General features: G+C 68.0%; 17 protein-coding genes. 6 read left to right on the top strand and 11 right to left on the bottom strand.

Annotated features, from left to right (window positions below):
* Positions 1–5 precede the first annotated feature (5 nt).
* The gene (locus XINFAN_RS22125; RefSeq protein WP_124084599.1) at positions 6–1,148 is read right to left on the bottom strand and encodes an FAD-dependent monooxygenase; all 1,143 of its coding nucleotides are present in this window, start codon (positions 1,146–1,148) and stop codon (positions 6–8) included.
* Positions 1,149–1,232: 84 nt separating this feature from the next.
* On the opposite strand from XINFAN_RS22125, the gene XINFAN_RS00410 reads away from it, so the two are divergent.
* Positions 1,233–1,634 (top strand): acyl-CoA thioesterase, encoded by a 402-nt coding sequence (locus tag XINFAN_RS00410; RefSeq protein WP_124084598.1) that lies wholly within the window; start codon positions 1,233–1,235, stop codon positions 1,632–1,634.
* Positions 1,631–2,461, top strand: a complete 831-nt coding sequence (locus XINFAN_RS00405; RefSeq protein WP_124084597.1) for an IclR family transcriptional regulator — start codon at positions 1,631–1,633, stop codon at positions 2,459–2,461. The genes XINFAN_RS00410 and XINFAN_RS00405 overlap by 4 nt, the downstream gene beginning before the upstream one ends.
* Here XINFAN_RS00405 and XINFAN_RS00400 read toward each other — a convergent pair.
* The 3 genes from XINFAN_RS00400 to XINFAN_RS00390 all read right to left on the bottom strand — a co-directional run bounded on the left by XINFAN_RS00400 (position 2,458) and on the right by XINFAN_RS00390 (position 8,392).
* Entirely contained in the window at positions 2,458–3,231 is a 774-nt protein-coding gene (locus XINFAN_RS00400) for a maleylpyruvate isomerase N-terminal domain-containing protein (RefSeq protein ID WP_199286325.1), read from the bottom strand. The genes XINFAN_RS00405 and XINFAN_RS00400 overlap by 4 nt on opposite strands.
* The gene (locus XINFAN_RS00395; protein WP_124084596.1) at positions 3,215–4,309 is read right to left on the bottom strand and encodes a cupin domain-containing protein; all 1,095 of its coding nucleotides are present in this window, start codon (positions 4,307–4,309) and stop codon (positions 3,215–3,217) included. Before XINFAN_RS00395 ends, XINFAN_RS00400 begins: the two co-directional genes overlap by 17 nt.
* A 147-nt stretch (positions 4,310–4,456) precedes the next feature.
* Positions 4,457–8,392 carry a non-ribosomal peptide synthetase gene (locus XINFAN_RS00390; RefSeq protein ID WP_160144500.1) on the bottom strand — a complete coding sequence of 1,312 codons (3,936 nt, stop codon included), beginning with the start codon at positions 8,390–8,392 and terminating at the stop codon, positions 4,457–4,459.
* Between the two features lie 379 nt (positions 8,393–8,771).
* Between XINFAN_RS00390 and XINFAN_RS00385 the strand changes: the two genes are divergently transcribed.
* A complete protein-coding gene (locus XINFAN_RS00385) occupies positions 8,772–9,338 on the top strand; it encodes a L,D-transpeptidase (protein ID WP_124084594.1) in 567 nt (188 codons plus the stop codon).
* Positions 9,339–9,387: 49 nt separating this feature from the next.
* On the opposite strand, the gene XINFAN_RS00380 is transcribed toward XINFAN_RS00385, so the two are convergent.
* Together XINFAN_RS00380 and XINFAN_RS00375 are read right to left on the bottom strand one after the other, a co-directional pair.
* Positions 9,388–10,752, bottom strand: a complete 1,365-nt coding sequence (locus XINFAN_RS00380) for a sensor histidine kinase (RefSeq protein WP_124084593.1) — start codon at positions 10,750–10,752, stop codon at positions 9,388–9,390.
* The gene (locus tag XINFAN_RS00375) at positions 10,749–11,429 is read right to left on the bottom strand and encodes a response regulator (RefSeq protein ID WP_124084592.1); all 681 of its coding nucleotides are present in this window, start codon (positions 11,427–11,429) and stop codon (positions 10,749–10,751) included. The genes XINFAN_RS00380 and XINFAN_RS00375 overlap by 4 nt, the downstream gene beginning before the upstream one ends.
* Positions 11,430–11,585: 156 nt before the next feature.
* Between XINFAN_RS00375 and XINFAN_RS00370 the strand changes: the two genes are divergently transcribed.
* Positions 11,586–12,218 (top strand): DsbA family protein, encoded by a 633-nt coding sequence (locus XINFAN_RS00370; RefSeq protein ID WP_233352074.1) that lies wholly within the window; start codon positions 11,586–11,588, stop codon positions 12,216–12,218.
* A 157-nt stretch (positions 12,219–12,375) separates the two neighbouring features.
* Here XINFAN_RS00370 and XINFAN_RS00365 read toward each other — a convergent pair whose 3' ends face one another.
* Complete coding sequence (locus XINFAN_RS00365) at positions 12,376–13,278, bottom strand: hydrogen peroxide-inducible genes activator (protein ID WP_124084611.1); 903 nt, start codon at positions 13,276–13,278, stop codon at positions 12,376–12,378.
* A 102-nt stretch (positions 13,279–13,380) separates the two neighbouring features.
* Here XINFAN_RS00365 and katG point away from each other — a divergent pair, with 102 nt between their 5' ends.
* Entirely contained in the window at positions 13,381–15,552 is a 2,172-nt protein-coding gene (gene katG, locus XINFAN_RS00360; protein ID WP_124084590.1) for a catalase/peroxidase HPI, read from the top strand.
* A gap of 528 nt (positions 15,553–16,080) precedes the next feature.
* A complete protein-coding gene (locus XINFAN_RS22460; protein WP_124084589.1) occupies positions 16,081–16,368 on the top strand; it encodes a glycosyltransferase in 288 nt (95 codons plus the stop codon).
* 826 nt (positions 16,369–17,194) lie between these two features.
* Here XINFAN_RS22460 and XINFAN_RS00350 read toward each other — a convergent pair.
* The 4 genes from XINFAN_RS00350 to XINFAN_RS00335 form a co-directional block, all read right to left on the bottom strand.
* Positions 17,195–17,833 carry a TspO-related membrane protein gene (locus XINFAN_RS00350; protein ID WP_160144498.1) on the bottom strand — a complete coding sequence of 213 codons (639 nt, stop codon included), beginning with the start codon at positions 17,831–17,833 and terminating at the stop codon, positions 17,195–17,197.
* A gap of 85 nt (positions 17,834–17,918) precedes the next feature.
* On the bottom strand, positions 17,919–19,316 hold the full coding sequence (locus tag XINFAN_RS00345) for a cryptochrome/photolyase family protein (protein ID WP_233352072.1): 1,398 nt from the start codon (positions 19,314–19,316) through the stop codon (positions 17,919–17,921).
* Positions 19,317–19,318: 2 nt separating this feature from the next.
* Positions 19,319–20,479 carry an SAM-dependent methyltransferase gene (locus tag XINFAN_RS00340; RefSeq protein WP_124084586.1) on the bottom strand — a complete coding sequence of 387 codons (1,161 nt, stop codon included), beginning with the start codon at positions 20,477–20,479 and terminating at the stop codon, positions 19,319–19,321.
* On the bottom strand, positions 20,476–21,091 hold a 616-nt coding region (locus XINFAN_RS00335), incomplete at its 5' end, for a DUF1365 domain-containing protein (protein WP_148087129.1). The genes XINFAN_RS00335 and XINFAN_RS00340, both read right to left, overlap by 4 nt.

The raw sequence follows: 21,091 nt of genomic DNA, 5'->3' as shown, positions 1-21,091 counted from the left end.
GTCCCTCACCCGACGGTGGCGGCGCGGGCCGCCTCGTATTGCGCCATGAACCGGGGCGACATGGCGCGCAGCCGGGCATCGTCCACCCGGCCCGAGCGGGTGATGTAGCTGTAGGCCAGATCCAGCGGCTGAAGCTGCATATGCTGCGGGAAATCGGCATACCAGGCGGCGCTGGTGCGGGCGGCGCGGACCAGTTTTTCGACCACCGGGCGGCGCTTCGCCTCGTATTCCGCCAGCGCGGCGGGCTGATCGGCCGGATGCGCCTCAAGCGCGGCGACCAGCGCCAGCACATCCTCCAGCGCCAGCCGCGTGCCCGAACCGATGGAGTAATGCGCGGTATGCAGCGCATCGCCGATCAGCACCATGTTGCGGTGCGACCAGCGGTCGTTCCAGATCCAGGGAAAGTTGCGCCAGGCCGATTTGTTGGCCACAAGCCCGTGGCCGTCGAGCGTTTCGGCAAAGATCTCTTCGCAGCGCGCCTTCGCCGCCTCGGGCGCGAGGTGATCGAACCCGGCGTTCAGCCAGCTTTGCCGGTCGCATTCGACGATGAAGGTGCTCATGGTCGGCGAATAGCGGTAGTGATGGGCGTTGAACGTGCCCCAGTCATTGCGCACGAAGGTCTGGGTCAGGGTCCCGAACCGCTTCGTGGTGCCGAACCAGGCGAATTTCTCGTCCAGATAAGACACCGAGGTCTGGAAATCGCCCTCGAAGCTGCGGCGCACCAGCGAGTTCACCCCATCCGCCGCCACGATCAGATCGAAATCCGCCAGTTCCGCGACCGAGCCCACCGTGGTGCCGAACCGCAGTTCGACCCCGGCGGCTTTGGCGCGTTCGGTCAGCAGGACCAGCAGTTCCAGCCGCCCGATGGCGGAAAAGCCCACGCCATCCAGCGCGACGGCCTCGCCCCGGTGGATCAGCGTGATGTCCGACCAGGTTTCCATCTTCGTGGTGATCAGATCGGCGGTTTCCGCATCGTCGGCGCGCAGGAAATCCATCGCGCGCTCAGAGAACACCACACCGAAACCGAAGGTGGCGCCTTCCGGGTTCTGCTCGAACACGGTGACGGAATCCGCCGGATGCCGGGATTTCCACAGACAGGCGAAATACAGGCCACCAGGCCCGCCGCCCATGACAGCGACGCGCTTCATGCGTCTCCTCCCTTACGCAATTTGCTTGATCTTACATTAATGTATATTGCACGATGCGCAATACATTTTATGGAGCGCAACAGAATGAGCCTCTTCACCACCAGCTACACCGTCGAATGGGGCGATTGCGACGAGGCGGGGATCGTGTTCTACCCCAATTACTTCTACTGGCTGGACTGCACCTTTCAGCGCCTTCTGCGCGGCTGCGGCCTCGGGCAGCGGCAGTTGCAGGCCAGGTTCGGCGCGGTCACGCCGCTGGTGGATGTCGGGCTGAAATTCCGTGCGCCGGCGCGCTATGACGATGTGCTGAGCGTCAGCGCCACCGTCAGCGACTGGCAGGAGCGGCGGTTCCGGATCGCTTACAGGCTTACCTGCGGCGAGACGCTGATCGCCGAAGGACACGAGTTGCGCGCATGGGCGGTTCTGTCGGATGCTGGCATCAGGGGCGCCGCGGTGCCGGATGAATTCAGGAGCATGCTGGGATGACCAGGGAAGCGGAGAACCAGGACGAGACCGAGGGCAGCGGCAATGCCCGCGGCGGCATCCAGGCGCTGGACGCGGCGCTGGTGGTGCTGCGCGCGCTGGCGGAATTCGACGGGCCGGTGGCGCTGATCGACCTGGCGCGGGCGGTGTCGATGCCGTCAAGCAAGGTCCACCGCTATCTGGCCAGCTTTATCCACGCCGGTTTCGTCAGACAGGCCAACCGCTCGGGCCGGTATGAACTGGGGCCGCTCTCGGCCTCGCTGGGGATCGCCGCGCTCGGGCGGAACGATTTCGTCAACCAGGCCGCCGATGCGATGCCGGATCTGAGCGAACAGACCGGGATGACGGTGCTGCTGAGCGTCTGGGGCAGCCAGGGCGCAACCGTCATCCGCTGGTGCCGCGCACCCAGCCCGATGGTCACCTCGTTCGGGCTGGGCAGCAACATGCCGCTGCTGACTTCGGCCAGCGGGCGGGTGTTTCTTGCCTGGATGCCGCGCCCGGTGATCTCGGCGCGGCTGAACCTTGAGGTCGAGCGCGCTGTCGAAGCCGGCCTGTCCTGGCCCGATCTGGACCTGAGCGCGGGCAGCGTCGACCGGCTGATCGCGAAGATCCGCGGCGAGGGTTTCGCCTCGATCGACGGGCGCTATGTGCCGGGGCTGCGCGCGATCGCCGCGCCGATCCTGAACTGGCAGGGCGAGGCCGAAGCATCGGTGACGATGATCAGCACCTCGGAGCAGATCCTCTCGGCCGCCCATCCGGCGGTGCGGCAATTGCTGGACTTCACCCAGAGCCAGTCCAGCGCCAGGAGCTGGAAACCGGCCGGGGATTAAGGCCGTCCCGGCCGCCAGAACGGCGGATCGGGCAGCCGCGCGGCGCCGTCCAGCCGCCGCGCGCCGCGCCCGGTCAGCCAGCGCGCCAGATCGGCGGCGCACCCGCTGACGACCGGCCCGCCGCCCCGCACGACCGGCGCGGGCCGGTCCGTGGGCCGAAGCGTGACCGGCGGCGGATCCCCCGCCCCGGCCAGCAGAAGATCGGTCAGCTCCGCCGGGAAATCGCGGAACGTGCCGCCATTCGCCAGATCCACCGCAGCCAGCCAGATCGCCGCCGCCCGCATCCCGGGCGTCTGCGCAACCGCCACCGGACGCCCTTCAAGCGTCCGCACACTGGCGGCCCAGCCTTCCGCCGACAGATCGCGCCATTCCACGTTCAGATGCACTTCGGAATGGTGGAACAGATAGCGCAGGGCATGGTCCGGCAGGGTGGCACCGAAAGCGACATCCTCGTTCCGGGCTTCGGGCTCGTGCAGCACCTCCTGCGGCCGGCCTTCGCGCGCGGCCTCGACCAGCCGCGCCAGCGCGCGGGCCTGAAAGCCGATATCGGCGACGATATGGCGGCGGCTCCAGCCCGGCACCAGCGAAGGTGCGTCGAGCTCCTGCCCGGTCAGCTCGTTCAGCCTGCGCGCGAAATACGCCGTTCCCAGCCGGGCCAGCGCCAGCGGCCCGGCCGGAGCCGCCGGGCTGTCGTAGCGCGCGCCCTTGCCCTGGCGCGCGCGCAGGGCCGTGCGGGCCGCATCGGTGTCCGGCTCAGAGATCGGTATCATCGACCTGGGTCCGGGCGAAGTTCAGCCGCTCGATGATCGGCGCGTCCGAGAAACGGAACAGATCGAACCCGGTTTCGGCCTGAAGCGACCATTTCACCCAGGACGGCACGACGAACATATCGCCCTTCTCCAGCCGGTGTTCGCTGCCGTTCAGCACCACCGCCCCCCGGCCGTCGAACACCTGAAAGACCGAAGAGCCGACCTCGCGCCGCCCCGGAGTCTGCACCCCGGGCCGCAGCCGGTGGAACTCGGCGCGGATCGTCGGCATCACATCGCCGCCGGTGGTCGGGTTGATGTAGCGCACCGCGGCATGGCCCTGGCCCACCGTGGCGGGCTGGCCTTCCTCTTCCAGCAAAAGCTGCTCGGTCAGCGCGCGGTCGGTATATTCCCAGCGGTAGGCCCCGATGGGCGAGGACACCGTATCCGCCAGCCCCGACAGCGGCCGCAGCCCCGGATGGCACCACAGCCTTTCACCGCGCGAGAAGCGGGGCGTCGCGTAATCCGTCACCCGGTCCGAGCCGAACTCGAAGAAGCCCACGTCGTTCTGGTAGCTGAACGGAATATCCAGCCCGTCGATCCAGGCCATCGGATGATCGGTGTCGTTGTGGTGGCCATGGAAATGCCAGCCCGGGGTCAGCAGGAAATCGCCGCGCGACATCCGCACCGGATCGCCGTTGACCACGGTCCAGACCCCCTCGCCCTCGACCACGAAGCGGAAGGCGTTCTGCGCGTGGCGGTGCTCGGGCGCGGTCTCGCGCGGGCCGAGATACTGGATCGCCGCCCAGAGCGTGGGGCTGACATAGGCCTTGCCGCCAAGGCCCGGATTGGCCAGCCCGATGGCGCGCCGTTCGCCGCCGCGGCCCACCGGCACCAGATCGCCCGAGCGTTTCGCCAGCGGATAGAGCCGCGACCATTTCCAGACATGCGGCACCGCTTTCGGATTGGGCACCACCGGCATGATGTCGTCGATCTGGGTCCAGAGCGGGTTCAGATGCTCGGCTTTGAAATCGGCGTAAAGCTGACGCAGCGCGCCGGTATCCTCGGGCATCATCATATTGCTTTTGGCATCGGTCTGCATGGCTCCCCCCTCCTGCGGGCGCGGATCCGCCCCCTGCAAGACGTTCTACATCATGCAATCAATTACGCAATATGCAATACATTGCTTTGCGCCGCCCGCATGCGGGTGCAATCCCCTGCGGGCGGTCCGGCAGGACGAAGCGACAGGTCAGCCCTGGGTCAGAGCCTTGCGCAGAACCCGCGCGAGTTCGCTTACCGCGGGTTCTTCCAGGATGGAGAGATGATCGCCGGGCACATCGAACAGATCGAAGCCGCCCCCGGCGACCGGCGCCCAGCCGAGGCCGGTCCGTATCGCATCGGGGCTGTCGAAAATATTGTCGGTGGCGCGGATGATGGTCAGCCGCTGAGGATAGGGGCGGGGGCGGTAGGCGCGCACCGCAAGCTCGTTCGCGGCGACGAATTCCTCGACGGTAGAGGCGGGCGCGGCGGTTCGGCCGAAACGGGCCGCGAAGGTCAGTTTCAGCTTCTCGATCCGGTGGCGCAGTTCGCTCAGCTTGTGGGCGGCCTTGCGCCGGGCATAGCCCGCGCCCTCGTGCCGCATCCGCCGCAGATGCGCCGCCAGCCGCGCGCGCCGCCCGACCAGCGGCCGTCCGCCCGGCCCCTCGGCATCCAGCAGCACCAGCATCTTCACCTCGCGCCCGGCATCCAGCAGCCTTTGTGCCAGTTCAAGCGCGACGTAACTGCCGAGCGACACCGCCGCCAGCGACAGCGGGCCATGCGGCTGATGGCGGTCGATGACGCGATGATAAAGCTCGGCGGTCTCGGCCACGCCGGTCGGGGTGAATTCGTCAAGGAAACCGACCGTCAGCCCGAAGATCGGCTGATCCGGCCCCATCTCGCGCGACAGCGGGCGGTAATAGCTGCCGTTGATGCCCAGCACATGCACGCCGTAGATCGGCGGCTGGCCGCCCTGGGGCTGGATCGGCACGAGGCAGTCGCGCAGCGACCGCCGCGTCGCCCCGCCCGCCGCCAACAGCCCCGCCACGGCACGCGGGGTCGGGTGCGTATGCAGGTCGGAAACCGAGAGGCGGAAGCCCTTGGCGGCCTCGATCCGCGCGATCAGCCGGATCAGCAGCAACGAATGGCCGCCGAGGTCGAAGAAATTCGCATCCGGCCCCACCTCGGCCAGGCCGAGGATCGCCGCGAAATGACGGCAGAGCGCCAGGGTCATCGGATCGGCGGGCGCCTCGGCGGGCGCCTCGCGCTGCTCGGGCCGCGGCAGGCGGGCCATGTCGATCTTGCCGCCGGGCCGCATCGGCCAGTCGGCCACCGGCACGATCACCGGGCGCATCTGCGGCGGCAGCAGCGCGGCCGCGGCCTGTTCCAGCGCCTGGCAGTCCAGCTCCGCCCCCGCCACCGCGGGCCGCACCCATGCCACCAGCCGCTCACCCGTCACCGCCGCCAGCGCCTGGCCGACACCCGCCAGCCTCTCGATGATCTTCTCGACCTGGCCTGGCTCGATCCGGTAGCCGCGCAGCTTGATCTGGCGGTCGGCGCGGCCCGCCAGCGAGAGGAGCCCGTCCGCCCGCCAGCGCGCCAGATCGCCGCTGCGATACATCCGCCCGCCCGGGCAGAAGGGGTCGGGCAGAAAGGCGGCTTCGGTCAGATCCTCGCGCCCCAGATAGCCGCTGGCCACGCAATCGCCGCCGATCCACAGCTCGCCCAAAGCTCCGGGCGGCGAGAGCGTGCGGTCCGGCGAGAGCACATAGAGCCGCGCATGGCCGAGCGGGCGGCCCACCGGCACCTCGCCCGATGGCAGCGGCGCCCCCGGCGGCAAAGTGAAGGCGGCCGAGGTGATCGTGGCCTCGGTCGGGCCGTAGCCGTTGGCCCAGGTCACGCCGGGCTCGACCCCGCGCCAGCGGCGAAGCGCGGCAGGCGGCACCCGCTCGCCCCCGGTCACCACCAGCCGCACCGAGGGCGGCAACCGCGCCCCCAACAGTTCCATATCGTCGATCAGCGCCTGCCAGAAGCCGGTCGGCAGGTTCAGCACCGTCACCCGATGCCGCGCGACGTAATCCAGCAGGGCGCGCGGATCCTGCCCGGCGGCATCGGGGCGCAAGCAGACGGTGGCTCCGGCCAGCAGCGTCGGGACGATCTCTTCCAGCGAGACATCGAAGCTGAGGCTGGTGAATTGCAGCACCCTGTCCTGGGCGCTCAGCCCCAGCCAGCCGGTCGCGGCGGCGGCATGGGCGCTCAGCGCCCGCATCGGCACGACCACACCCTTGGGCCTGCCGGTGCTGCCCGAGGTATAGATCACATAAGCGGGCTGGTCCGGCCAGGCCTGAACAGGGGCGAAAGGCCCGGCCTCGGGCTCGTTGCCCGGAATCAAAAGCTGATGCCCCGCCATCCAGGGCGCAACACGCGCGGCCAGCAGCAGCACCGCCCCGCTGTCGCGCATCATGTAATCCAGCGAGGCGGCAGGCCAGGCCGGGTCCAGCGGCACGAAGGCCGCGCCGGTCTTCCACACCGCCAGCATCGCCGCCAGATAGCGGGCCGAGCGGTGCAGGCAGAGCGCGACGATCCGCCCCGGCCCAACCCCGCGCGCCGCCATCGCCCGGGCCAGCCGGTCGGCCTCGCGCTCCAGATCGGCATAACTCATCGACGAGCCGTCAGGCTGGATCACCGCCACCGCCCCGGGCGGCGCCGTGATCGCCCCGGGCAGCGGGGCGACCGGATCCGGCCCCTGGGCCGGCAGGGCGAGTTCCGCCAGCCGCGCCTGCTCCGCCGCATCCAGCATGGTGAGCGAAGCAAGCGGCGCATCGGGCGGAGCGTCGGCCATGGCGGTCAGCAGCGTCTCCAGATAGCGCAGCATCGCCCCGGCCGCCCCGGGCGTCAGCCGCGCCGGGGCATATTCCAGCCGCAGCAGCAGACTGTCCTCGCCGTAAGCCGCCAGCGTCACCGGCAGCGCGCCCTCCTCGTGCAACGCGACCCGCCTTCCGGCCCAGGCGCCGCCCAGAGCTGCCAGCCGCCCGGCCAGCGTCGCGCGTTCGTAAACCACCATGGTGTCGAACAAGGGCTGGTGACCCGAAAGACCGAGACCCGCGCGGATATCGGTCAGCGCGCAATGCTCGCGGGACCGCATGGCGATCTGATCCGCGCGAACCTGCGCGAGCAAAGCGTCCAGCGTCAGATCGGGCGCGATGCGCACGGCAAGCGGCAGCGTGTTGATCAGGCAGCCCACCATCCGGGCGGACTCCGCCGTCAGATGCCGCCCCGCGCGGGTGATCCCGAACACCGCCAGTCCCCGGCCCGACAGCCGCGCCAGCATCAGCCCCCAGGCGGCGTTCAGCGCGGTGTTCAGCGTCGCCCCCGCCGCCGCCGCGCGCAGGGTCAGCGCCCGGGTCACGTCTCCGGAGAGCCGCGCCTCCAGCACCGGCTTGCCGGGCGCGGCCAGACGCTCCGTGCCCGCGGCCTCGGGCGCGATCTCATTCGCGACCTCGAACCCATCCAGGTGGCGCGCGAAGAACTCCACCGCCGCGGGCTCGCGTGCCACCGCATGGTAATGGGCCGCAGGATCCGGCGCGGCGGGATGGTCGGGCAGCGCCGCCCCGGCGGCCAGCGCGTCGTAATCCCGGAACACCTGATCCAGCACGATGGTAAAGCTGCGCCCGTCCAGCATCGCATGGGGAAAGGTCCAGACCAGCGCGCTTTGCACGGGGCCCAGCCGGATCAGCCGCAGCCGCCAGTTCGGCCAGGCCGGGCTGTCGGCGCCCTGCGCCCGGTCCGCTTCCAGCCAGGCCTCCAGCGCCGAGGGGCTGAGATCGATTTCGTCCGGTTCGAGCCGCACATCCTCCAGCACCCGCTGCCGCGGTCCCGCCTCGCCGCTCCAGTCGGTCACCATGCGCAACGCCGGATGCCGGTCCACCGCGCGCTGCCACGCCACGCGCATCGCCGCCGCATCGCAGGGGCCGCCCAGATGCACCACGATCTGTTCAAGATTGAGATGCGGCCGCCCGGCAAGCGTGCTCTCGAAGATCATCCCGGCCTGGACGGGCGTCAGAGGGGCGGTCATGTCGGGCCTGGCCCCCGCCCCGGAGGCCGGATCTGCTGCCTTGACCCAAAGGCTGGCGCGGGTCGTCTTCATCTCGTTTACCGGGCCACCCCTGCGGATCCGCCCGTCCTCTGTCCCCCGCGAGCCGCGGGACTCCATCCCGTTGCGATCAATACCGGGGCAGTCAACGGCGCTCCGAAACGCAATCACCACTCTCCCTTCGTCCTTACGCGCGAAGGTCAGCGATATCCAGCAACGCATATATGGTCACAGAATGGCGTTAATATGGCCCGGCGGATTGTCGAACCCGGTGGGCCGGCTGCGTCCGAGGGCTGAACCGGAATGCCACCGGCCTTCACGCAGCTGTGAGAGAGGCCGCTGAAATCGTCATCAGATGAAGCCCGGGTTTAAGGTTCGCTTAAGCCCGGACGCCGATCCCCAGCGCAATCGCCTGCTGACAAGGAGACCGGAGATGAGCAGAAACCCGACCCGCAGAGAGGCCATTCTTGCCGGGGGGATCGGCTTGCTGACACTGAGCGCACCCGCGCTCGTGCGGGCCGATACGATGACGAACCCGCGCCACAACACCTCGGGCTTTCGCATGCAGGACTGGCGCGACCATTTCGACAGCCTCGGCAAGGGGGTGATCATCGCGGATCTCGCCTCGCGTGCGCTGCATTACTGGTCGGGCGATGGCGGGGATTACCGGCTTTACCCGACCTCGATCCCGATCAGCGAGGAGCTGACGAAGCGCGGCCATACCGAGGTGGTGCGCAAGCGGATCGGCCCGGACTGGACGCCCACACCGGACATGCGGCGCCGCGATCCTTCCTTGCCGGCGTATCTGCCGCCGGGGCCGGAGAATCCGCTGGGCACCCATGCGATGTATCTGAGCTGGCCCGCCTATCTGATCCACGGCACGCATGACACCCGCAAGATCGGCCGGCCCTCGTCCTCGGGCTGCGTCGGGCTCTACAACGAACATGTGGCCGAACTGTTCGCGGTGGTGCAGGTCGGAACGAAGGTCCTCCTGCTCTGAGCCTCGCCAGGGATCACGCGGCCGGACAGCGGCCGACGGGCTGATCTGCTCAGGCGGTGTCGGGCAGCAGGATTTCAGCCTGTTCGCCGCCGCCTTCGCGCGGGGAAAGCCGCAATGTGCCGCCCATCCGTTCCATCGCCGCCACGACGATGGCAAGGCCAAGCCCGCTGCCCTGGCCCGAAGGGCTGGCGGCACCGCGCCAGAAGCGCCCGGTGACATGGGGGCGGTCGGGGGCGGGGATGCCGGGGCCACGATCCAGCACCAGAAAGCGCACCCGGCCCGGAGAATGCTCCAGCCGCGCCTCGACCCTGCTGCCCGGAGGCGAGGCGAGGATGGCGTTTTCCAGCAGGTTGCGCAGCGCCGGTGCCAGCAGCGCCGCCTGCGCCGTGCGCCAGAGGCCGGGGCCGGCGGTCAGATCCATGGTGACGCCGCGCATCTGCGCAAGCCCTGCCAGCCCCTCGGCCACGTCGCGCAGGATCCGCGCGCCATCCTGCTGCGGCGCGCCGCCTGCTTCGACCGGGTTTTCCACCGCCGTCATGTCCAGCAACTGGCGCACCATGCGGTCGGTGCGGTCAACCCCGCCGGCGATCTGAGCCAGCGCCCGCGCGCGCGTCTCGTCATCCGGGGCGATCCGGGCGATCTGGGCCTGGGTCTTCAGCCCCGCGAGCGGGGTTTTCAACTCATGCGCCGCAAAGGCGGTGAAGCTGCGTTCGCGCTCTCGCGCGGTATCGACACGGCGAAAGAGCCCGTTCAGCGCCCCGATCATCGGTTGCAGCTCCACCGCGATGCCGCGGTCGTTCAGCGCCGAAAGATCGGTGGCCGGGCGATCCGCCAGCGTGGCCGCCAGCCGGTCCAGCGGCGCCAGTCCGCGCCGCACAGCCAGCCAGATCAGCCCCGCCAGCAGCGGCAGGATCAGAAGCGCCGGAGCCAGCAGCCCAAGGACGACATCGTCGACCAGGTGGTCGCGCACCGAACGGGCATCCCCCACCATGACCCGGATGCCCAGGGCTTCGTCGACATGGTTGTAGACGCGCCATATCTCGCCATCCACGCTGCGCTCGGAAAACCCGGTGGCGCCATCGGCGAGCCGCTCTGGCGGTGCGCCTTCGGATTCGCTTTTCAGTTGTCCGTCGAACCCCCAGACCTGGCAGATCAGCCGGCGCACGAAATCATGCGGGCCGGTGTCGGGCAAGGCGCGGGCGTCATCGACCATCGCCGCGGCCTCGGCGGGCACGATCCCGCCGCTGCGCGCGATCAGCGAGGCCACCATCTGCGCCGATTCCTGCAACCGGCGGTCGAGAACATGTTCCACTTCGGTGCGGGTGGAATACTGGATCCAGACCATCGCAGAAAGCCAGACCGCGCCGGTGGCGGCCAGAAGGATCAGGAAAAGGCGGGTACGGATCGAGTTCATGTCTTCGCCTTATCCGGCCCTGGCCCGGCCAGCCGGTAGCCCGCGCCCCGCACCGTCTCGATGAAGCCTGCGCCCAGCTTGGCGCGCAGCTTGTGGATATGCACCTCGACCGTGTTGCTTTCCACCTCTTCCTGCCAGCCGTAAAGCCGGTCTTCGAGCACGGATTTGGCCAGGATGGCGCCGGGGCGTTCGATCAGCGCCTGAAGCACGGTGAACTCCCGATTCGAGAACCTTACCTCCTGGCCATCGATTTCACCGCGCATCCGGGCCGGGTCCAGATCGAGACCGTTCCAGTGCAGCATTCCTCCGGCACGCCCCTGCCGTCGGCGCAGAATGGCGCGCAGCCGCGCAGCCAGCTCTTCCAGCGCGAAGGGTTTGCCGAGATAGTCGTCAGCGCCCGCGTCCAGTCCGGCCACCCTGTCATCCAGCTGATCCCGTGCCGTCAGCAGCAGGATTGGCAGATCGTTTCCTGCCTCTCTCAGCCCGCGCAGAACATCGAGGCCAGAGCCGTCCGGCAGCATGAGATCGAGGACCATGACCTGAAATGCGCCGTTGGCGAGCGCCACACGGGCATCGGCACAATTCGCGACCGCGTCCGGCGAAAAACCTGCGAGGCGCAGACCCACCGTGAGGCCGTCGCGCAGCATGTCGTCATCCTCGACGATCAGAAGTCTCACGGCAGTCCCGTCCTTTCGTGAATTTCCCTGGCGAGCGTGGCCGGGCCAGCTTAAGGCTGGCTTAAGCCTGAGCCGCGATCACCGATAGCTGAAAGCGCCTGAGAGACGAACATGCCGGCGGCAGGCGCCCGCCATGGCTGCCAGATGAGGGAACGAATGCAACATATCAACAGGCGTCTGGCGATGCGGTCCGGCCTGGTCCTGATCGGCGGAGCGCTGGCCGCAGCGATGCCTTCGCCCGGGCAGGCCAACCCCATGCCGGAAGAATTGCGCAAGGCGCTGGAACATGAGGGCGATGCGGTGGTTCTGGGCAATCCGGCCGGCGATATCACCCTGACCGAGTTCTTCGACTACAACTGTCCGTTCTGCCGCGAGACAGTGCCGGTCCTGCAAAGGCTGATCCTGGACGATCCGCAACTGCGCGTGGTGTTCCGCGAATGGCCGATCTTCGGCGAAGGCTCGGTCTTTGCAACCAAAGCCTCGCTTGCCTCGCTGGAGCAGGGCAAATACTGGCCGTTCCACATTGAACTGATGAAGATCCGGGGCCGGGTGGAGGAGGCCCCCGTCCTGCGCGCGGCAGAGGCGGTCGGGCTGGACATGGCGCGGCTGCGCAGGGACATGGAATCCGCGCGGGTGCTGGGTCATATCGAGCATTCCATGGCGCTGGCCGATCACATGGGGCTGGCGGGCACCCCCACCTTCATCGCCGGGAACGACGGTCTGTTCGGACGGCAGACGAGCAAGGATTTGCAGGATCTGGTGACGCGGGCGCGTGCGGACCTGCTCTAGCGACGGGCTGGCCCTGTCGTAATGTTCACGAGACTGGCAACCCGGATCGGTTTGCCCACCTGCCGGTCGGCAAGCGCCCTTCCACGCCCGGAAGCGGCGCCAGAAAGCAGAAGGGCGCGGCGGGGCGGGCTCGTCCGTGCGCTCCGGGCGAAGGCGCTCAGGCCCGCGACGCGGTGATCGCCGCTTCCCCGACGACTTCCGCCATGGCGGCCAGGTGGTCGGCCAGCGGATTCGACTTCCGCCAGATCATGCCGATGGTCCGGGTCGGGCGAGGCGAGGCAAGGCGCGCCACCGAGACGGCCGCCGACCGGGTTTCAAGCGCCGCCGCCATCTGCGGGATCAGCGTCACCCCCAGACCGGCGCCGACCATCTGCACGAGGGTCGAGAGCGAACTGCCCTCCAGCAGATCGCGCGCCGGATCGGAAGACATGCTGCAAAAGGCGATGGCCTGGTCGCGGAAGCAATGGCCCTCTTCCAGCAGCAGAAGCCGCATCTCGCGCAGATGTTCGGAGTCGGGCACCGGCTTGCCGGCATCCGCCACGGGGCGGACCAGCATGAACTCTTCCTCGAACAGCGGATATTCGGTCAGCGCCGGTTCCGAGACCGGCAGCGCGACGATGGCAGCATCGAGCCGTCCGCCCGAAAGCGCCGCGACCAGCTTCGGCGTGACGGCCTCGCGCGGGCGCAGATCGACCAGCGGGAAGCGTTCCGCCATCCGCCCGATGATCCCGGGCAGCAGATAGGGCGCCACCGTCGGGATCACGCCGATCCTGACCGGACCCGAAGGCGGGCCGAGCGAGGCGCGCGCCAGCGCCATCAGCTCATCCACCCCGCGCAGAATGTCGCGGGCGCGCGGGGCGAAGGCTTCGCCCAGGGCGGTCAGCCGGATCTGCCGCCCGCCGCGTTCGACCAGCGCGGCGCCGAGGATGCTCTCCAGTTCCTTGATCTGCAACGACAATGCGGGCTGCGAGATGGCGCAGACTTCGGCCGCGCGGCCGAAATGGCGTTGCTCGGCCAGGGCCGTAAAATAGCGAAGATGCCTCATCGAAAGCGCATTCATAAGCATGGCTTATCGATAACATTTGAAAATGAAAATGTAAATTATCACTCGGCCGGTTTAGAGCGATTCCAGGAAGCGCCACCCCTGGAACCGGAGACGAAAATGGACGGAAACGACATCAGGACCACCGGCAAATGCCCGGTGATGCATGGCGGGAACACCGCCATGGGAACCTCGAACATGGACTGGTGGCCGAATGCGCTGAATCTCGACATTCTGCACCAGCATGACAGCAAGACCAACCCGCTGAAGAATTTCGACTACCGCAAGGAGGTGCGCAACCTCGACTTCGACGCGGTGAAGCGCGACCTGCACGCCCTGATGACCGACAGCCAGGACTGGTGGCCGGCCGACTGGGGCCATTACGGCGGGTTGTTCATCCGCATGTCCTGGCACGCGGCGGGCACCTACCGCATCGCCGACGGGCGCGGCGGCGGCGGCACCGGCAACCAGCGCTTCGCGCCGATCAACTCCTGGCCGGACAACGTGAGCCTCGACAAGGCCCGCCGCCTGCTGTGGCCGATCAAACGGAAATACGGCAACCGGCTGAGCTGGGCCGACCTGATCATCCTGGCCGGCACCGTCGCCTATGAGAACATGGGGCTGAAGACCTTCGGCTTCGCCTTCGGCCGCGAGGATATCTGGCACCCCGAGAAGGACACCTACTGGGGCGCGGAAAAGGAATGGCTGGCGCCCTCGGACGCGCGCTACGGCGACGTGAACGACCCCTCGACGATGGAAAACCCGCTGGCGGCCGTGCAGATGGGCCTGATCTACGTGAACCCCGAGGGGGTGAACGGCCAGCCCGACCCGCTGAAGACCGCAGCCCAGGTGCGCGAGACCTTCGCCCGCATGGCGATGAACGACGAGGAAACCGTGGCGCTGACCGCGGGCGGCCATACCGTCGGCAAATGCCACGGCAACGGCGATGCGAAACTGCTCGGCGCCGACCCCGAGGCGGCGGATGTCTGCGAACAGGGCCTGGGCTGGACCAACCCCGCCATGGGCGGCAAGGCCAGCGGCGCCGTGACCTCGGGGCTGGAAGGCGCCTGGACCACCCACCCGACGAAATGGGACATGGGTTTCTTCGACATGCTGTTCGGCCATGAGTGGGAATTGCGCAAATCCCCCGCCGGCGCCTGGCAGTGGGAGCCGGTGACGATCCGCGAGGAGGACCGCCCGCTCGACGCCAGCGACGCCTCGCTGCGCCACAACCCGATGATGACCGACGCCGACATGGCGATGAAGATGGACCCGGTCTACAACGCGATCTGCCGCCGCTTCATGGCCGACCCTGCGTATTTCAACGAGGTCTTCGCCCGCGCCTGGTTCAAGCTGACCCATCGCGACATGGGTCCGATGGCGCGCTATATCGGCCCGGATGCGCCCACCGAAGCCCTGATCTGGCAGGATCCGGTCCCTGCCGGAAACCGCGATTTCAACATCGCCGGCCTGAAGGCCCGGATCGCTGACAGCGGCCTGACGGTGGCCGACATGGTCGCGACCGCCTGGGATTCCGCGCGCACCTTCCGTGGCTCGGACAAGCGGGGCGGCGCCAACGGGGCGCGCATCCGCCTCGCGCCGCAGAAGGACTGGGAGGGCAACGAGCCCGCCCGTCTGGCCCGCGTTCTGGCGGTGCTGGAGCCGCTGGCGGCCGAATACGGCGCCAGCCTGGCCGATACCATCGTGCTGGCCGGGAATGTCGGCGTGGAACTGGCGGCGAAGGCGGCCGGGTTCGACATCGAGGTGCCCTTCGCGCCGGGCCGGGGCGACGCCACCGATGCGATGACCGACGCCGACAGTTTCGCGGTGCTGGAGCCGATCCATGACGGCTACCGCAACTGGCTGAAGAAGGACTATGTGGTCGCCCCCGAGGAGCTGATGCTGGACCGCAGCCAGCTGATGGGCCTGACCGCGCCCGAGATGGTGGTGCTGGTCGGGGGCATGCGCGCGATGGGCGCCAACCACGGCGGCACCAGGCACGGCGTCTTCACCGACCGGATCGGCGCGCTGACCACCGACTTCTTCGTCAACCTGACCGACATGGCCAATACCTGGGCCAGGGCCGGGGATCACTACGAGATCCGCGACCGCAAGACCGGCGTGGTGAGGTGGACGGCGACGCGGCTGGATCTGGTGTTCGGCTCGAACTCGATCCTGCGCGCCTATGCCGAGGTCTATGCCCAGGCCGACAACGCCGGCCGCTTCGTGCAGGATTTCGTCGCCGCCTGGACCAGGGTGATGAACGCCGACCGCTTCGACCTGGAGGCGTAAGAGATACCGCCTTCGCCCCCTCGCGGGGCGAAGGTCTTCTCCGGTGGCCATCTGGTCGAAATCACACCGCCCGGAGTCTCCTCCTGTGCGCCCCCACGAGGCCCGTTGCCGCGATGGGAGCGCGACCAGAGGACATGCGGCGCCGCCAATCCTGCCCGTGAGGCGCAGAAACCCCGATACCCCACAGGCCGGCCAGGACCGTCCTGGCCGGGTGACTGCCACGAATATCAAGAGTTCGCCTCGCCGCCACCGCTGCCATGGGATAACCCGGTCCAGGGGAAGGGAAGCCCCGGCCAGCACCCGGTTTGTGCACCAGAGCCCCCCTGATGCGTCACGGTTTGACGGTCTGATCTTTCTGGGCTTTATGTTCTCTGTCTGAACACGGGGGCGACGCGCATTCTGCTGTAAAGGCATGATCTGGAGGAGCCGGCAACTGCAACTCTTTCGTATTGAAAGACACTTCCGTGGTTGTTCCATCGGCCGTTGATGATCACGATCAACGCGGCGTAGAATATCCTGAATTTCCGGATGCCAGTGATGCGGGCCCTGATCGGGCGGGGGCATCGGGTGGCGGTCCTCGCGCCGCCTGACGGGGCGGAGCGCCAGTTCGAGGCTGCCGGCTGCCGCTTTCGGCCGCTTGCGATGAACGTCAAATGGCCGAGTCCGCGTGACGATTACACGCTGATGCGGCGCTTTGGCCGGATCTTCGCGACCGGGCGCCCGGATATGATCCTGTCCTGTACGATCAGGGACAACATCTTCGGCACAATGACCGCACCGCGAAAGGCGGCACGAACACCAGGCTGCATGCCGTGACCGACAGGGGGCTGGCCTCGCTCGTATCTGGCGCGGATCTTGTCTTCGGGAACGTCGTGGCCGCCTTGTGTTGTCCGGGCGCTGACGCGCGCAACCGAAAGCTCTGCGGTGTCCACGCCGACATGGATGGTAATGACCATATAATGGCGTGCCTGGGCCGTGATGATGATGTCCGGCTTCGGAGGGTGAGAGAAATCGATCCCGGTTGCAAAGCTCTTGCCGGAACCCATCAGGCCGCTCCGGCGCTGTGACGCGATTTCGGCGGCTTTGCAGGATGCTTGCGGGGACATGTCCCGCAACTCATCGCGCCGGATGATGTGGGCGTTGATGAAGGGGCCTGCCTAGCCGGGGACGACCCGCGTCTGGTAAAGCGTCGTCTTTCCCGCCCCGTTCGGCCCTGCCAGAAGAATGAGACGGCCCGGCATGAATAAGATTCCCGGCGGCATCGGGCCCGCCCCCCCTGGCCGGGCTTCTGTCGTTTCGCGAAGAATGCCTTTTCCGAGCCGGAGCGGCGGACATCTTTTCGGTGAAGGCGCCCAGCCAGGTGAGTGCCCCTTCCTCACACGGTTCTGTGGCGTCGACACGGCCCTGCGGGAAGACCCCCTCGAAGAACGGCGCGGCGGGCTGAACGGGCCGCAGGTTGTCCCGAGCGGCTCCCCCTGGCGCAGGTGAAATGGTCACCGGACCGGGGGCGAAGCTCATATGAGCGTTGATGCGGAAAGTATCCAAAGCCTGCTCCCACGACAAAACCGCAGTCCGTTTCCCGGCTTCGTCGATGTCGCCTGCATCAGGCTAGGGCGCCGCCATTTGTCAACATGACCGAATGTCAGCGTGCCAACTGGCGCCATAGGGTTGCCAGCAACAGCACGAGCCCCAGAGAGGCCACGGCGACGATGGTGGTGTTCATCGGCTCCAGGTTCGCTGCAATCACCCCGGTCAGCGCCCAGAGAAGGGCAGGAGCGCAGGTCCAGTCACTGTCCGGGCGGGCCAGGATCATCAGCCCCACCGCCAGCACTTCCAGCAGCATCAGAATGGCTGCGGTCTGCGCGGGCAGGATACCATATCCGGTCAGCGCAGCAGAGATGGCCACGCCGCTGGCCGCCGTCAGCCAGCCCGCATAAAGCCCCAGCGGCAGGCGTTGCCACAGCGACTGGCCGCGCCGAACCCAGGCCAGAATGGCGAAGGTCGCCATGCTCACAGTCATGATGGTGGCCGGCAGCGGGGCGCGATTGGCCGCCGCGACCCAGAACACTCCAACCGCAAGGCTGACGGTCAGCGGCTTTGCCGCCCGCTCCCAATCTGCGCCGCCGCACATCACGCCGATGATGGTCGCAATGATCAGCGCGATGTAGATCGGCCCCCAGATCGAGAAGGCCCAACTCGCAGGCTGCGCGGGCCAGCGGTCGGTTACAGGAAATTGCCCGGGCCTGAACCCGGCAAACCCGCCCGAGACCCATGGCGACACCGCAAAGGCGACCGCAAGTATAAGGACAAGGATCGAAAGCGCATCTTTGCGGGATGGTGTGGCCCTTTTTTCGGGGGCGAAACGCTCAGGTGCCCCTGTTGAATGTCGCCAGCGCGGCAAGGGCGCGGGCGCGGCCATCGGCCAGCAGGGGGGCGCTGTCCGCCTCGACCCATCCGGCGGGGCTGTTCCAGGCGGCGGGCAGGGTCGCCGCATAGGCCAGCGCGCCTTCGCCTTGCAGCCAGTAGTGACGGTAACGCCCCTGCGGATCAAAGGTTTCCGCCTGCTTTTCGGGGTTGAAGATGCGGAAGAAGGGCGAGGCATCCGGGCCGCAGCCTGCCACCCATTGCCAGTTCATCGCATTCGCCGCCGGGTCCCAGTCGGTCAGGCTGTCCTCAAAATGGCGCAGGCCGATGCGCCAGTCGGTCAGCAGGTGTTTGGTCAGCCAGCTGGCCACCACCATCCGCACCCGGTTGTGCATCCGGCCGGTCACCCGCATCTCGCGCAGGCCCGCATCGACCAGCGCGATGCCGGTGCCGGCACGGGTCCAGGCGGTTGCGGCGGCGTTTTCGCCCGCCCAGGGGAAGGCCGCCCATTCCGGGCGCCAGGGCGCTTCGGGCATCTGCGGGAAAGCCAGCAACAGGTGCCAGGCGAATTCGCGCCACAGAAGTTCCGCGAGAAATTTCCCGGCCCCGGCCTCAAGGGCTGGCTCCACTTCGGCCCGCAGCCGGGCTGTGGCCCAGATCCGGCGGGGGCTGATCTCGCCAAAGGCCAGATGCTCCGAGAGGCCCGAGGTGGCGTCGATATCGGGACGGTCGCGATGGGCCGGGTAGTCACGGGCACGGTCAAAGAAATCGTCGAGCCGGTCCAGGGCTGCGGCTTCGCCAGCGGGCAGCGCATGACCGGCCAGCACCGCTGCGCCACGAAACATGTCGGGCGCGAGGTTGAGGCCCCCGGCGCGCAGATCACCGCCCGCTGGCAGCGCCGTCAGTCGCCCCGGCGCTGGCAGCGGGCGATCCGCCCCGGCCTGCCGTACCGCGCGGGCAAAAGGCGTATAAACCTTGTAGCTGCCGCCCGTGCCGGTGCGGATCCGCGACGGATGGACCAGCAGATGACCGGGATGCAGATGCAGCCGGACCGGCCCCTCCCCAAGCACATGGCGCAGAGCGGCCTGAACCTGCTGCTGTGCCGGGGCGGGCCAGTCGTTCTGGTGAATGCGGCGCGCTCCCAGCCGGGTGGCCAGATCGGGCAGCAGTTCTGCCGCCTCGCCCTCCAGCACGGTGATATGTTCACCCGTCCGGGCCCGCCAGGCAGCATCAAAAGCCGCAAGCGCCCGCCCAAGCCGCCAGCGGCTGGCCGATCCTTGCGCCCGCGTGGCCGCATCCAGCACGAACACCGGCAGCACCGGCCCATCGGCCAAAGCCGCCGCCAGCGCGGCGTTGTCATCAAAACGGAAGTCGCGGCAGAGCCAGAGGATCGCGGACATCGTCATGCCGCCAGGGCCGCACGCGCCGCGTGGCCGTATTCGACCTGCACCACATCGGTCCGCCCGGTCGCAAAGGCCGCGGCACAGCCTTCGAGGTAGTAGCGCCAGCCGCGCAGAAAGGCGTCGTCATAGCCGTAACGGCGGAGGCGTGGCGCCGCCCCGGCCATGCGCGCGGCCCAGATCCGGCAGGTGCGGGCATAATCCTGACCAAAGGAAAAGCTGGCGCGCAGCTCCAGCCCGGCCTTTGCGCCCTGATGGGCAAGGATCGCCGGGCTGGGCAGCATCCCACCCGGAAAGATATGCTGGCGGATGAAATCCGAGCGTTTGCGATAGATCGAGAACTCGGCATCAGACACCGTGATCGCCTGCAGAACGGCCCGGCCACCGGGGGCAAGGCGGGCTTTCAGGGTGGCGAAATAGGCGGGCCAGTAGCGTTCGCCCACCGCCTCGACCATTTCGACCGAGACGATATTGTCATAGCGCCCGTCGGCATGGCGATAATCCTGCAGGCGGATCTCGGCCCGCCCGTCCAGCCGCGCATCGGCATAGCCCTTTTGCGCGGGCGACAGCGTCAGGCCGGTGACATGGCGGCCGGTATCCGCCGCACGTTCGGCAAAGCCGCCCCAGCCGCAGCCGATCTCCAGGATCCTCTCGCCCGGGGACAGGCGGGACAGGATGCGGTCATTCTTGCGCGCCTGCGCGGTTTCCAGATCATCGGTGTCCTGAAACAGCGCCGAGGAATAGCTCATCCCCGGGTCCAGCCAGAGCTGGTAGAACTCATTCCCCACATCGTAATGCGCGCGGATATTGCGCGCCGACCCCGCCAGCGAATTGGCCCGCAGCCGGTCGGTCAGCCGGAACCGCAGCCCGGCCAACAGGCCCTGCCTGCCATGCGGAGCAAGGTGATCGAGGTTGCGGATCGCCAGCACCAGCAGGCCCTCAAGATCCGGGCTGTCCCAATGGCCCGCGATATGGCTTTCCCCGAAACCGACATCGCCGCGCTGCGCCAGCGCAGGCAACATGGCCCAGTCGGTGATATGGATCGTGGCCTCGGGGCCATCGGCTCCGAACTGGTGGCGATGACCTTCGGGCGTGGTCAGGGTCAGCCGCCCGTGCCGGATCCCTTCAAGCGAGGCTAGAAAGCGGGTTTGCAGCAGGCTCATCGGCTGATTTCCTTGGATGGGGGGGCGGGAAGGCGACGATACGCGGCGCCCTTCAGGCGCAGGCGCAGCGCGTGCCAGTATATCAGGGCGACAATCCGCAAAGCCCCGCCGGGTCGGCGCAGGGCTGCGGCCAGCAATCCAGGTTGCCGCAACGGCCGAAGTGTAGCGTGCAGGGTGGCGACCAGCCCCTCCTCGCCATTGGTTTGCCGGATCAGCACCGCGATCTTGTCGTCGGTGACGGTAAAACGGAACTCATATCCGCCGGCGACATCCTGAAACGGCGAGACGTGGAACAGCTTTTCGGTGCTCAGCCGGTCCTCGGGGCGGATCGGGGTGAAACCGTCATGGTGGCACAGGTAGGAATGGCGCTGGCCGAAGGTGTTGTTCACCTCGGCGATCACCGCCAGCAGATCGGGGCCGCGCAAGACCAGCCAGAAACTGACCGGGTTGAACCAGAAGCCCAGGAAACGGGGCTGCGCCATCAGCGCCAGCACCATGGCGCCATCGCGCCTCAGCCCGGCCTGTTCCAGCATCTGCCAGGCCCAGGGCGCGCCCTCGCCGGCGCCGCGGGTGCCGCCATGATCGGGCGCGTGGAAACTGAACAGCCCCCAC

The sequence above is a fragment of the Pseudogemmobacter humi genome, from assembly GCF_900609055.1.
Classification (GTDB): Bacteria; Pseudomonadota; Alphaproteobacteria; order Rhodobacterales; family Rhodobacteraceae; genus Pseudogemmobacter; species Pseudogemmobacter humi.
Note: the sequence above shows the minus strand (reverse complement) of the source record. Positions and strands in the feature narration are given on the sequence as shown.